The sequence below is a fragment of the Natrinema marinum genome (genome assembly GCF_024296685.1).
Taxonomy (GTDB): Archaea; Halobacteriota; Halobacteria; order Halobacteriales; family Natrialbaceae; genus Natrinema; species Natrinema marinum.
Genome location: NZ_CP100763.1, coordinates 2,982,405 through 2,994,875, shown reverse-complemented (window position 1 = coordinate 2,994,875; position 12,471 = coordinate 2,982,405). Strand labels below are relative to the sequence as shown.

15 protein-coding genes are annotated in these 12,471 nt (G+C 66.8%); 8 read left to right on the top strand and 7 right to left on the bottom strand.

What is annotated here, in order from left to right; all coding sequences use genetic code 11:
- Window positions 1-61: 61 nt before the first annotated feature.
- Window positions 62-823, top strand: coding sequence for a 1-(5-phosphoribosyl)-5-[(5-phosphoribosylamino)methylideneamino]imidazole-4-carboxamide isomerase (hisA, locus tag NKH51_RS14935; RefSeq protein WP_254762469.1), 762 nt, complete (start codon window positions 62-64; stop codon window positions 821-823).
- A gap of 87 nt (window positions 824-910) precedes the next feature.
- On the opposite strand, the gene NKH51_RS14930 is transcribed toward hisA, so the two are convergent.
- Window positions 911-1,165 (bottom strand): DUF8028 family protein, encoded by a 255-nt coding sequence (locus NKH51_RS14930; protein WP_254762468.1) that lies wholly within the window; start codon window positions 1,163-1,165, stop codon window positions 911-913.
- A gap of 274 nt (window positions 1,166-1,439) precedes the next feature.
- Between NKH51_RS14930 and hisB the strand changes: the two genes are divergently transcribed.
- Window positions 1,440-2,027, top strand: coding sequence for an imidazoleglycerol-phosphate dehydratase HisB (gene hisB / locus NKH51_RS14925; RefSeq protein ID WP_254762467.1), 588 nt, complete (start codon window positions 1,440-1,442; stop codon window positions 2,025-2,027).
- 9 nt (window positions 2,028-2,036) lie between these two features.
- On the opposite strand, the gene NKH51_RS14920 is transcribed toward hisB, so the two are convergent.
- Window positions 2,037-2,843: a hypothetical protein gene (locus NKH51_RS14920; RefSeq protein ID WP_254762466.1), complete on the bottom strand. Its 807-nt coding sequence runs from the start codon at window positions 2,841-2,843 to the stop codon at window positions 2,037-2,039.
- Window positions 2,844-2,977: 134 nt separating this feature from the next.
- Here NKH51_RS14920 and trpY point away from each other — a divergent pair, with 134 nt between their 5' ends.
- Window positions 2,978-3,481, top strand: coding sequence for a TrpY family transcription regulator (gene trpY, locus NKH51_RS14915; protein WP_254762465.1), 504 nt, complete (start codon window positions 2,978-2,980; stop codon window positions 3,479-3,481).
- 9 nt (window positions 3,482-3,490) lie between these two features.
- On the opposite strand, the gene NKH51_RS14910 is transcribed toward trpY, so the two are convergent.
- Window positions 3,491-3,907 (bottom strand): DUF7522 family protein, encoded by a 417-nt coding sequence (locus NKH51_RS14910; protein ID WP_254762464.1) that lies wholly within the window; start codon window positions 3,905-3,907, stop codon window positions 3,491-3,493.
- Between the two features lie 196 nt (window positions 3,908-4,103).
- Here NKH51_RS14910 and NKH51_RS14905 point away from each other — a divergent pair, with 196 nt between their 5' ends.
- A complete protein-coding gene (locus tag NKH51_RS14905; protein ID WP_254762463.1) occupies window positions 4,104-4,712 on the top strand; it encodes an IMPACT family protein in 609 nt (202 codons plus the stop codon).
- Window positions 4,713-4,741: 29 nt separating this feature from the next.
- Here the strand turns inward: NKH51_RS14905 and NKH51_RS14900 are convergent, their stop codons facing one another.
- The 3 genes from NKH51_RS14900 to upp form a co-directional block, all read right to left on the bottom strand.
- Entirely contained in the window at window positions 4,742-5,629 is an 888-nt protein-coding gene (locus NKH51_RS14900) for a hypothetical protein (protein ID WP_254762462.1), read from the bottom strand.
- A gap of 286 nt (window positions 5,630-5,915) precedes the next feature.
- Window positions 5,916-6,293: a cupin domain-containing protein gene (locus NKH51_RS14895; protein ID WP_254762461.1), complete on the bottom strand. Its 378-nt coding sequence runs from the start codon at window positions 6,291-6,293 to the stop codon at window positions 5,916-5,918.
- A gap of 64 nt (window positions 6,294-6,357) precedes the next feature.
- The gene (gene upp, locus NKH51_RS14890) at window positions 6,358-7,035 is read right to left on the bottom strand and encodes a uracil phosphoribosyltransferase (RefSeq protein ID WP_254762460.1); all 678 of its coding nucleotides are present in this window, start codon (window positions 7,033-7,035) and stop codon (window positions 6,358-6,360) included.
- Between the two features lie 274 nt (window positions 7,036-7,309).
- On the opposite strand from upp, the gene NKH51_RS14885 reads away from it, so the two are divergent.
- The 4 genes from NKH51_RS14885 (at window position 7,310) to NKH51_RS14870 (ending at window position 10,940) form a co-directional block, all read left to right on the top strand.
- Window positions 7,310-8,053: a four-helix bundle copper-binding protein gene (locus NKH51_RS14885; RefSeq protein ID WP_254762459.1), complete on the top strand. Its 744-nt coding sequence runs from the start codon at window positions 7,310-7,312 to the stop codon at window positions 8,051-8,053.
- A gap of 87 nt (window positions 8,054-8,140) precedes the next feature.
- Window positions 8,141-8,863, top strand: coding sequence for a DUF5828 family protein (locus tag NKH51_RS14880; protein ID WP_254762458.1), 723 nt, complete (start codon window positions 8,141-8,143; stop codon window positions 8,861-8,863).
- 91 nt (window positions 8,864-8,954) lie between these two features.
- Window positions 8,955-10,148 carry an inorganic phosphate transporter gene (locus NKH51_RS14875; RefSeq protein WP_254762457.1) on the top strand — a complete coding sequence of 398 codons (1,194 nt, stop codon included), beginning with the start codon at window positions 8,955-8,957 and terminating at the stop codon, window positions 10,146-10,148.
- 48 nt (window positions 10,149-10,196) lie between these two features.
- Complete coding sequence (locus NKH51_RS14870) at window positions 10,197-10,940, top strand: hypothetical protein (protein WP_254762456.1); 744 nt, start codon at window positions 10,197-10,199, stop codon at window positions 10,938-10,940.
- A 15-nt stretch (window positions 10,941-10,955) separates the two neighbouring features.
- On the opposite strand, the gene NKH51_RS14865 is transcribed toward NKH51_RS14870, so the two are convergent.
- Window positions 10,956-12,368, bottom strand: coding sequence for a hemolysin family protein (locus NKH51_RS14865; protein ID WP_254762455.1), 1,413 nt, complete (start codon window positions 12,366-12,368; stop codon window positions 10,956-10,958).
- Between the last annotated feature and the right edge of the window lie 103 nt (window positions 12,369-12,471).

Here is a 12,471-nt window from a genome sequence, read left to right as displayed (position 1 = left end):
TCGGCGATGGTCGTTCGCCGAAACCGTCGCCTTTACTCGCAGCGGGCTCCCCTACAGGGATATGAACACCGATGCGAGCGACGGAGGCGGCGGACTCGAGGCGTTCGAGGTGATTCCGGCGGTCGACGTACAGGACGGCGACGTCGTCCAGCTCGTTCAGGGCGAGCGCGGCACGGAGAAGACCTACGGCGAGCCCGTCGAGGCCGCTCGCCGATGGATCGACGCCGGTGCGGAGACGCTCCATCTGGTCGACCTCGACGGCGCGTTCGAGGGCGAACGCGAGAACGCCGACGCGATCGACGCGGTGGTCGACGCCGTCGACGTACCGACGCAACTCGGCGGTGGGATTCGCACCGCCGAGGAGGCGTTCGACCTGCTCGAGCGCGGCGTCGACCGCGTCATCCTCGGCACCGCGGCGGTCGAAAACCCCGACATCGTCGCCGAGATCAGCGAGCGACACCCGGATAGCGTCGTCGTCAGCCTCGACGCGAAAGACGGGGAGGTCGTCGTCGAGGGCTGGACCGAGAGCGCGGGACTCTCGCCCGTCGAGGCCGCCGAGCGGTACGCGGATCTGGGCGCCGCCGCGATCCTCTTTACGAACGTCGACGTCGAAGGTCGGCTCGAGGGGGTCGCAACCGAACCGGTCCGTGACCTGGTCGCGGCGACCGATATTCCAGTGATCGCCAGCGGCGGCGTGGCCACGCTCGAGGACGTGCACGCGCTCGCGGACGCCGGCGCGGCCGCGGTCGTCGTCGGTAGCGCGCTCTACGAGGGGAACCTCACGCTCGCGGCGGCACAGGACGCGGTCGGCGAAGACGAGTAGGTCGAGACGGGACGCTCGGGCGGCTCCGACGGAACCGAACGGACGGGCGGAGGGCACAGCGTTCGGTCGTCGGACCGACGAGACGAGTCAGCGGTTGTAGCCGTGTCCGAGGTAGAGCGCGAAGACGTTGACCGCCAGGAGGACGAAAAACGTCAGCGTGACGGTTGGATCGCCGAGCCCCTGTGCGAGGAGGGGGAGATGCACGAAGGGCAGGGCGATCGCGACCCAGAACGACAGGAACTGGGCGGGGCCTTTGACCGACCGGAGGAGTCGGTGCTGGCGCTCCGCCTCAGGGCTCGACGGAGCGATCGATTCGTTCGAAACGGGGGAGGGGTTTGACATCGGGTCGGGACACCTCGTCTCGAGAGGGACATTCACCCCACGGATCATATAACGGGTCGAAAATTGGCGTCGTTTCGGTCCGTTTCAGCCCGATACCGGGGAGTAACAGCAATTTTATACCGTCTTAGGTTCGTTTAGACGTTTTACAATCGATTTAGAGAGGTTTTTCTCCGTCGTGCGCCGAAGGGCGATCGACCGACTCGTAAACGGGTCCGCCGTGGCGGCGAGGCCGACGAGCGGAACCCCCTTGTACCGGGGGCGGCATGAGTATCCCATGAGCGAGCGAGCGGCGACCCGCACGCGCGAGACTGCCGAGACGTCGATCGAGTGTACGCTCGCGGTCGACGGGTCGGGCGCGGCGGCGATCGACACCGGAATCGGCTTTTTCGACCACATGCTAACGTCGTTCGCCAAGCACGGTCTGTTCGACCTCGAGATCGAGTGCGACGGCGACCTCGAGATCGACGACCACCACACGGTCGAGGACGTGGCGATCGTCCTCGGCGAGGCGTTCGACGAGGCGCTGGGCGATCGCGCGGGGATCGTCCGGTACGCCGACCGCAAAGTGCCGCTGGACGAGGCCGTCGCGGAGATCGTCGTCGACGTGAGCGGCCGGCCGCGCTTTTATTTCGACGGTGCGTTTTCCCAGGAGTCGATCGGCGACTTCACCAGCGATATGGCGCGTCACTTCGGCGAATCGCTGTCGATGAACGCCGGGCTGACGCTCCACCTCGCGGTCGACGGCGAGAACGCCCACCACGAGGTCGAGGCGCTGTTCAAGGCGCTCGCCCGCAGCCTCGACGACGCGACGCGGCTCGACGAGCGTCGGGAAGGGACGCCAAGCACCAAAGGAACGCTGTAGCCGCCACCGTTAGGGCCGCTCGAGCATCTCGCGCTCCTCGACGAACTCGCCGTCTTCGATCGCGTAGTCGACGACCGCTTCGACCTCGTGGTCCTCGAGGTCGTAAGCTCCCGCGGCCAGTTCTTCGACGGCGCGTCGCTGCATGGGAAACTCGCGATTGCGAAGGAGCCGAACGACCTTGCCGTAGGCCGACGGCGGACTCGTCGGGGCGTCGGTCGACTCGGCATCCGACGACGCCTCCTCATCGTGTTCGTCGTCGTCTGTCTCGTCGGCCTCGATCTCCTCGTCGGCCGCCGCGACCAACTCGGCGACCGCGTCCGCATCGACCTCGGTGTCGGCCGCTTCGTCACCGTGTTCGAAGGTGATCCCCTCCTCGAGCAGCGAGACGCCGCTCGAGTCGGTGCCGGTCTCGGCGTCGGAGTCGCCTTCGGTCTCGGCGTCAGCCGCTGTCTCCGAAACGGGTTCGGCCGCGGTCTCTGCGGCGTCGGTCTCCGGCTCCGTATCGGGCTCGGAAACGGTCGCGTTCGAATTGGGGGTTCGCTCGGGCGATTGCGTCGAGTCGTCGGCAGCGGCGACGACGGCGCTGGTACTCCTCGAGCCGCCGTCGGCCACATTGCGCTCGTCGGCTGTAGCGTCGTGCTCGGCACCCGCGCGGGCGAGCAGTGGGTCGATCAGTACCTCGAGGCGCTCCTTGCAGTCGAGACAGAGGACGACGCGGCGTTGTTCGGCCTCGGTCGGCTCGAGTTCGGGGGGAACGATTTCGAACGCGCCAGCGGCGTCGGCACCACAGAAGTCACAGCGTTGGAGTGCATGCATAGCTGCCCCATCAATGGCGGTGTATAAAAATTTCAGGCTGACAGACCATCTCCGAAACGAGACCGTCGTCGCGGACGACCAGCCGCGACTGACCACCGAACATTATATCCGGGCGTGCGTACACTCGCGGACGAATGTTCGACGAGATCATGGAGAAATTCGAGGGGTCGCCGAGCCAGCAGGCGGTCATCCGCCTGTTGCTCGAGCGTGGCTTCTCGGTCAACGACGACGGTCGGGTCGTCTCGGGCGGGATCGAGATTCCGAACACGGGGATCGCCCGCGAGATCGGCGTCGACCGCCGAGTCGTCGACTCGACGACGGACGTTATCCTCGAGGATCCCGAGTTGCGGCGCATCTTCCAGAACATCTCGCAGGTGCCGAGCCTGATGGATCTCGCGCCGGTACTGGATCTCACCGTGCTGTCGATCGCCGTCGACGACGCCGAACAGGAGGGGATCGTCGCCGAGATCACGGGCACGCTGGCCGACCACGGCATCTCGATCCGCCAGACCATCAGCGAGGATCCCGAGTTCACCGACGAGCCGCGGCTCTACCTGATCACCGACGAGGAGCTCTCGGGCGGCGTGATCACCGCAATTCGCGACCTCGAGTTCGTCCGGAAGATCGAAATCCAGTGACGCCGACGATCAGGCGTCCCCGCTCTCGCCCTCGACGTCGACGGTGTCCGCGAACTCGTCGAGGACCGACTCGAGGGCGCTTGTCAGTTCCTCGAAGCGCTCGATCGACATGTCGTCGGTCGTCACCCAGACGCCGTGGGGGCCCCGAATGACCCGCGAGAGGAAGCCGTTCTCGAACATCCGAATCGTCGCCTGATACTCGCCGAGTTGCGTGTTCCGGTAGGCCGACTGGGAGTGAAAACCCAGTCGTTCGTGGTCCGCGAAGCCGATCAGATCCGCCGTCTGCTCTAGGTCCGAGCGGAGATACAGCTGTTCGACGTTCTCCTCGGTGAAGTAGGTGATACTGCGTAGTTCGTCGCCCACCGTCGTTCGACAGACGCTGTGGATCTCGTCCGCGAGTTCGGTATCGATAGTCTCACCGTCCATATATCCATTCAATACGCGGAGGAACAATAGCGTGAGGGTCCCAGCGAGACGGTCAGACGAGCCGGTCCGTTCGTGGTCCGCCCCGAGCGGTGGGACCGACGGTCTCTTTTCGCGGGCCGATGTACCCATCCGACATGGGCAGCGTCGAGACGGACGGCGGGAGGCGAGCGAGGCGGAACGGCCGAGGTGACCGGCAGTGACCGGTGCCTATCGGACCGTCGCCGAACCCGCCACCGCCGAGTTCGTCGTCCAGGGGTCGGAGTTCATCGGCCACGTTCGGCCCGTCGACGGCGTCGACGCCGCCGAATCGTTCGTCGACGCCGTCAGCGAGGAGTACGCCGACGCGACCCACAACGTCCCCGCCTACCGCGTCCGGACCGGAACCGAGGGCGAGTTCCTGCGTGAGTACTCGAGCGACGACGGCGAGCCCTCCGGTTCGGCCGGCAAGCCGGCGTTACACGTCCTCACACAGCGGGACATCGAGAACTGTGCCGTCGTCGTCACCCGCTACTACGGCGGAACGAACCTCGGCGTCGGCGGTCTCGTTCGGGCTTACTCCCGCGCGGTGACGGAGGCCGTCGACGCGGCGGGCGTCGTCGAGGAGCGGCCCCACGACCGAGTGACGATTACGGTCGAATACGACGATTCCGGTACCGTCCGCTCGATTCTCGAGAGCGAGGGGTACGAGTTCGACGCCGAGTACGAAACCGCGGTCACCTTCGACGTGCGCGTCCCGCTCGCAGAGAGCGCAGCGCTGCGAGACCGGCTCCGAAGCGCCACGAGCGGCCGGGCGGACCTCGCGTGAAGCAGGGCCGAGACCCGCGAACGCGGCGACTATCGCGGCGCGGTGCCCGGACCGGCCCGACTCGCGTCGAGGTGCTGTTCGATCACCGCCCGCGCGGCCTCGAGGTCGGCGAGCTGGTCGCGCTCGAAGCGGACGTCGAAGAAGCCCCGATCGAGGACGAGTTCGTCCTCGCGCAGCCGGACGCGGGACACGTCGGACCACGGGACGATCGCCCGCGTGTAGGGCCGTTGCGTGACGAGCCCGGCATCGTGGACGCGAATTTCGGGCGGTTCGCCGAACGACGCGATCCGCCACCGACCTTCGGCGAGACCGGTACACATCCAGCCGAGCGCGAGCCCCGTCCAGACGATCGCGCTCGCCCACTCGCCGCCGTAGGCGTTGGTCGCGCCCAGCAGGAGCCACACCGCGAGGACGAACGTATCCAGCCGCCGCGTGCTCGGCGGCTCCCATCGCCAGTGCGCTCTGGGCTCGTCGGCGGTGATCGACGCCACGTAACAGGTCTCCGCCAACCGCATCGTGACGAGGCCGATGATCGCGACGAGGAACATCGCGCCGAGCCCGACGAGGCCGACATCGGGCTCGAGCCGACCGAGCCACGCGGCGCCAGCGATCAGGCCGAGCGGCGCGGCCGGGCTCAGGACGGCGGTCCGTCGACGCCAGCTCCGGCCGAGACGCACCGGGAGCCGCTGGTCCCGTCCCGCGATGGCGACGCCAACGAGCGTCCCGACGAGAAAGCCGACGACGACGACCGCGCCGGCGACAGTCGGCGAGATGTCCACGCGCACGACGGCGAACGCCGCGAGGGTGGCAACGAGCGTGCCGACGTAGCCCGCGAACGCGAACGGAAACGTCGCCTCGGGCGACTCGGCGATTCGGTCGCCGATTGCGGGCCGCTCGGTCGAGCCACGACCAGTCATATCCGAACGGACGGGCGGTTGTGTTAAAATAGTAACGAGTGGAGTCGTCACGGCGGATCGCCGATTCGGGCTAGAAGCGGAGTTCGACCGGAAACGAAGGGGTTGGACGGGCCAACGCTATTCACTCACGACCGTCCGACCGGGTGCGGATCGAGGCGTCGGCGGCGATCGCCTTCCGGCCACCGTTGCCGGACGCTGCCTGGTGGACGCGTTGCTCGAGGTCGACACCTGCGGATGCGGCTCGCGAGCGCCGGGAGCGTGAGACGGCTCGAGCCCCGCTACACCGTCACTCGTCGGGCTCGTAGGGCACGGCGTCGCCGCTGACCGGCGGCGCACCGATGGCGACGACCGACACCGGCTCGTCGGCGTCGACGGGGTTGTACGCCCGGTGGGGTGCCTCCGGCGGGGCCGCGAACAGCGATCCCGCGGGCACCTCGAGGTCGCCGTCGGGCGTCTCGACGTGTAACGTCCCCGAGAGGACGACGAACGCCTCTTCTTGCGTCTCGTGGTAGTGGTAGGCCAACGGCAGCTGTTCGCCCGGTTCGGCGTCGAAGCGGTTGATCGCGACTGCGTCCATCCCCGCAGCCTCGCTTAGCCGCCGGAGGTCGCAGGGGCGGTCATCGACGTACTCGAGATCGTCGGGATCGACGACGCTGTAGTCCATACGGGTTCGATTCCGTGTATCAGCAAAAATCCGTCGGCAGTCGAAAGCCGCGACGACCGCAAACTCAGGTCGTTCGGAACGCCCGGTCGCCGGCGTCGCCGAGGCCGGGGACGATGAAGCCGTCGTCGTCGAGGCGGTCGTCGATCGAGACGGTCAACAGGTCGGCTTCGGGACACTCCTCGCCGACGCGGAGCAGGCCCTCCGGGGCGGAGACGGCCGAGAGGACGATCAGGTTCTCCGGCTGCGCGGCGTTCTCGACGACGTGCTCCAAGACGGTACACATCGTACTCCCCGTCGCGAGCATCGGGTCGGCGACGATGACCGTGTCCTCCTCGTGGATCTCGGGGAGTTTCACGTAGTCGACCGTGATCGGGAACGAGCCGTCCTCGTCCCGGCCGGCCGCCTCGTCGCGGCTCGCGCTGATGACGCCCTGTCTGGCCCGCGGGAACGCCTTCAACAGCCCCTCGACGAACGGCGTCGCGGCACGCAAGACGTTGATGATCACCACGTCCTCGAGGCCGCGGACGCGCTCGCCCATCGTCGGCTCGAGGGGCGTCTCGATCTCGACGTACTCGGTCTCCATCCGGCCGTCGATGATCTCGTAGCCACAGATCCGGCCGAGTTTGACGAGCCCCTTGCGGAAGCTGACCTGCTCGGTCTCGACATCGCGCAGGCGCGAGAGCGTGTCCTTCGCCAGTGCGTGCGTAATGAGATACGCGTCGTCCCGGTCTTCGATCGGCATATCCCTACAGCGACCCGCCGGGTAGTTCACAGTATCGATCAGCCGCGAACGCCGCTCCGGGGCACGGTCCTCGGCCAACGCACCCTTCGAAAGCGGAGATTGGAGGCACTAACTATATATTACCGCGTCCGCCGGCGCGTTTCGATCCGACTTCGGCCGCCGTCACGCCGATCCGAAAACAGCGTGTTGCCGCCGAAAACGGTCGTAACGGTGGCCCCGGTTTAATCAATGGATCGGCGTAGGCTCCGACGCCCGGCTACGGGCGGCTATCACAATGAGCCACCAGTACCAACACCAGCCACAACAGGGACAGCCGACCGAACAGTACGGACAGCAACCGACCCAGTCGATGGGCGGCCAGCGACCCGTGTCCGGCGGCCAACAGCCGATACCAAGCGGTCAGCAGCGAACACAGGGAATAGGCGGCCAACAGATGAGGCCACAAGGGACGGCCGGCGGGCGAGGACCGGGCGGGCAACAGATGCAGCACCGCCAGTCGTTCGAGGGCCACCTGACGAACGAACTTCGGATCGCGCTCGAGGACTTTACTGAACTGTCGAACGTCGCCGACTGGTGTGCAACGGAGTGTGCCTCGGAGGGACGACAGCTCGCGACGTGCGCCCGGATTTGTCACGACATCGCGGAGCTCGCCGACCTCAACGAGAGTCTGATCGCACGCGACTCGATGTTCGGTCCCGAAGTCGCGGACGCGTTCGTCCGGGTGGCGACCGAGGGGCTGGCGGAACTCCAGCAGTACCAGCAACACCCGCACATCGCCGAGACGATCTCGGTGATCGATCGAACGATCGACTCCTGTTCGATCGTGCTCGGCATGGTCGACGGTCAGGCGGCGGGCGGCCAACAGCCCGGTTCCCAGCCGATCGGCGGCCAGCAACCGATGACCGGCAACCAACCACAGCAGCAACCGATGACCAGCAGCCAGCCACAGCGAATGAGCGGGCGACAGCAGCCGACACAGGGTATGACCGGCGGCCGAGGAACGGGGGGTCAGCGATAGCCCGTTCGGCCGACCGACAATGCCCGCGCAGGCGGGCGACGGCAGAGAAGTTTATACCGATCCGGACGCTATCACTCGGCCAGCCGAATGGAAGAGAGCATCTCGGGGTTCAAGGTCCGCGGCGATTGGGGCGACATCGTCGAGCACGGCGAACGCATCACGCGCGCGCTTCGAGACACGGGTGTCCACGAGGCCGAAGCGGACTCCGAGGCGCACCTCGCCCGCGCGTTCGACGAGTGGGACGAGTGGCGACCCAAGGCCCACGAAACCCTCGACGCCGACGTCAGCGAGAAGACCGCCGACCAGGCCAGCGTCGAGGAGGGCAAAGGCGAGAAAGCCGGCAAGCAGCCAGACGAGGACATCAAGACGGCCGGCGAGAAGCTCTCCGAATCCTACGAGCGCCTCGAGGACGACGACGCCGAGGCCGCGGTCGGCAACTGGAAGGAGTCGATCGACTACGTCGCGCGGGCGGCCGACTCCGCGAGCCGCAAGGCCCTGCGCCGGGTCGAGGACACGGTCTATCAGAACGTCATGACCCAGCTCGCGCCCTACTACTTCGACAACGAACTCGTCAGCGCCAACGTCCAGCAGTCGACGCGAAACGGCAACAACGGTGAGCAGTTCGTCTTCGAGGTCAACGTCAACGACGACGAGCTCAAAGACGTTGTCTCCGACCGGCTCTCCGAGTACGAAGACGAGATCGACCGCTGGCACGTCGAAGTCGAAAAAGACACCGACGCGGCCGAGGCCATCGAGGGCGTGGAGCCGCCGCCCGAACCCGAGGACAACTCGAGATCGACGACGAACTGAGGGGCTCCGGCGTTGGTCGCGGGCGAACGGCCACCGCTATCGGCGACAGGTCGGCACACACTTGTAGGATCCGCCAATAGGAAGCGAGTAGATGGTCGATATCGCCACGCTGGGCACTTTCGCCGTGGCCGCGCTCGCGAGTCTCTTCATGGCCTGGGCGATCGGCGCCGGCTCGAGCGGCTCCACCCCGTTCGCACCGGCCGTCGGCGCGAACGCGATTTCGGTGATGCGAGCCGGGTTTCTCGTCGGCCTGCTCGGCTTCGGTGGCGCGGTCCTCCAGGGGGCGAACGTCTCCGAAGCGGTGGGGACCGAGCTGATCGGCGGGGTGACGCTGACGTCGCTCGCCGCTACGATGGCGCTGCTCATCGCGGCCGCCCTCGTCGCGATCGGCATTTTCACTGGGTATCCGATCGCGACGGCGTTTACCGTCACCGGGGCGGTCATCGGCGTCGGCCTCGCGATGGGCGGGAGTCCGGCGTGGGCCAAGTACACCGAGATGGCGACGCTGTGGATACTGACGCCGTTCGTCGGCGGCGGCATCGCGTATGCGGTCGCCCGGCTCCTCCGCGCCGAAGGTCTGTCGGAGGCGTACCTCATCGTCGTGCTGGCCGGGATCGTCGGTGCGATCGTCGCGAACGTCGAGTTCGCGCTGCTCGGGCCGCCGGATGCCGGCGGCGCCTCGATCGCGCAGGTCGCGGGCGGCTGGCTCCCCGGCTCGGAACTCGTCGGCGTTGCCGCCGCGACGCTCGCGATCGCAGCGCTGTGGTCGGGCGCGATCGCGCTCGATCTCGGCAACGGCCTCGAGCGCGGCGAGCGCCACTTCCTGCTCGTCCTCGGCGGCCTCGTCGCCTTCTCGGCCGGCGGCAGTCAGGTCGGATTGGCGATCGGGCCGCTGATCCCGCTCTCGAGCGAACTCGAGTTACCACTTATCGCGATGCTCGTCGGCGGCGGCTTCGGGCTCCTGTTAGGTTCGTGGACCGGCGCGCCGCGGATGATCAAGGCGATCTCGCAGGACTACTCCTCGCTGGGGCCGCGTCGGTCGATCGCGGCGCTCATCCCCTCGTTTATCATCGCGCAGGCCGCGGTCTTCTACGGCATTCCGGTCTCGTTCAACGAGATCATCGTCAGCGCGATCATCGGGAGCGGCTACGCCGCAGCCGGCGCCGGCGGCGGCGTCAGTGCGCGTAAGATGGGTTTTACCGTCCTCGCGTGGATCGGCTCGCTGACCGGCGCGATCGTCGTCGGCTACGTCGGCTACACCGCCATCGGCGCGGTCGCGCTCTAAGCCGGGCGATATCGAACGGTCTTTACACGACGGGTCGTGAGTGCGAGTATGGACGAGGATACCGTCCGCACTGGAGACGGGGCAGAAACGGACACGATCCAGTGGCGACGGGACACCAGCACGTCGCGTACCGTCCGGCTCCTGTGGATGTTCGGCGTCGGCACCTTCTTCGCCGCGATCGGCACCGTCATCTGCTGGCGGCTATACCGACTGGGCGGCGAGGCCTTCGGGGCGATCGGTCGGACCGCAGTCCTCGCGCTCATTGCAGCGTTCGCGGCGACGATCATCGCGCTGGCCGTCGCCGGCGATCCGGAAGGGCACTTGGCGCGGATCAGCGGGCCGCTTCCGTTCGACGCCCCCACGGGGACGAGCGCCGACCGGGCCGTCGACGCCGCGGTCGGGACGGTCGCGATGGGCGCGATCATCGGCGTCCTGATGGGCGTCGGACGATACGTCTCCCAGAACGAACTGCTCGCCGTCGGTGCGGGCCCGTTCACCGGGCTGGCAGCGCTGTTCCTCCCGATCGGGCTGGTCGCACTCGTGCTCGCATCGTTCCTGCAGTCGGTCGGCACGCTCGACGCCGAAGAAGGCGCGATCTACCTCTACGAGCCCGACCAGCGCATCGATCTCGAGGTGATCACCGACGTGTCGATCCGTCGGCTGGGGGACGCGGCGATCCTAAAACTCGACTACGCACAGCCCGGCGGCCAGTACGTCCAGGGACCGCGCCGGATCGTCGTCCCGCCGGCGGTCGCCCGCGACGTGGCGGCGCTCGTCCGGTCGCAGACCTGAGTCGGCGGAGTAACGCTACGGTTGCGTATCGTTTTCGTCGATCTCGAGGGTCGCGGTCTCGTCGTCCTCGTCGGCCTCCGGTTCCTCCGCGGCGATCTCGAGTTTCCGGAGGCGGGCCTTCATGATGCGGGTGTTCTCGACGGTCTCGACGGTGATGCGGACGCCGTCGTAGGTAATCTCTTCGCCTTCCTCGACGAGCCGACCCGCGCGGTTGAAGATGAAGCCGGCGATGGTCTCGAACTCCTGCCCTTCCGGGAGGTCGATCTCGAGGGCCTCGTTGACGTCCTCGATGTTGACCTCGCCCCGGACGAGGACGGTGTCGTCGTCGATCTCCTCGATGGGCTGTTCCTCGCCGCCCTCCAAGATCTCGCCGACGATCTCTTCGATCATGTCTTCCATCGTGACCAGCCCCTCGGTGGTGCCGAACTCGTCGATGACGATCGCCATGTGCATCCGGTTTTCGCGCATCTCGGAGAGCAGTTCGTCGACGTTTTTCGACTCGGGGACGTGCAGCGTCGGCTGGATGAGATCGCCGAGTTCGATCTCGTCGTTGCCGGTCTCGCCGTAGTTGAGATCGCGGACGAGATCGCGGATGTGCGCGACGCCGAGCACGTTGTCGAGGCTCCCCTCGTAGACCGGGACGCGGGCGTGGCCGCTCTGGATACAGGTCTCGATGGCCTCGTCGATGCCCGCGTCTTTGGGCACTGCGGTCATGTCCAGCCGCGGCGTCATGACCTCCTTGACGATGGTGTTGTTAAAGCGGAAGATCCGCTGGAGCATCTCGTGTTCTTCCTCCTCTAAGACCCCTTCGCGCTCGCCGGACTCGATCATCTCCTGGATCTCGTCGCGGGTGACGTAGGGCGTCTCGATCGCGCCCGTCGAGCCCGTGAGACGGTTGATCTGCCGGGTGAGATAGTCGAAGAGGACGACGAGCGGGAACATTATCCGCTCGGCGGCCTTCAGCGGCCCGGCGACGCGGATCGACCACGATTCGGTGTTCTCGACCGCGTACGATTTGGGGGCGCTCTCGCCGAAAAGCAAGACGACGGCGGTGATCCCGAGGGTGGCGACCGTAACGGCCGCCAGCCCGCCGAAGTAGAGCCCGAGGATGGCCGTCGCGATCGACGACATCGCGATGTTGACGATGTTGTTCCCGACGAGGATCGTCACGAGCAGCCGATGTGGATCCTCCTTGAGCGCCTTGACGCGCTCTGCGCCCGGAATCCCGTCTTCGACCATCCCCTCGACGCGGTGTTTCGGGATGGAGAAGAGCGCGATTTCGGACGACGAGAAGAACGCCGAGAGGCCGACGAGCGCGACGAGCGCGAGCGCTCCGAGGACGGTCACCACCGACTGCTCGATCTCGAGTCCCACCACTGGGACCTCGTATGCAGCCAACACGACCTCGAGGGGTGGAGACGACGCCATTGATATACAGCGTTACGTCTGGATCGGTTAACCGTTTCCCATTTGACGATCGATGACGGCCATCGCCGCCGCCGACGACACGTTTACCCGGCCGTTTGCCCTA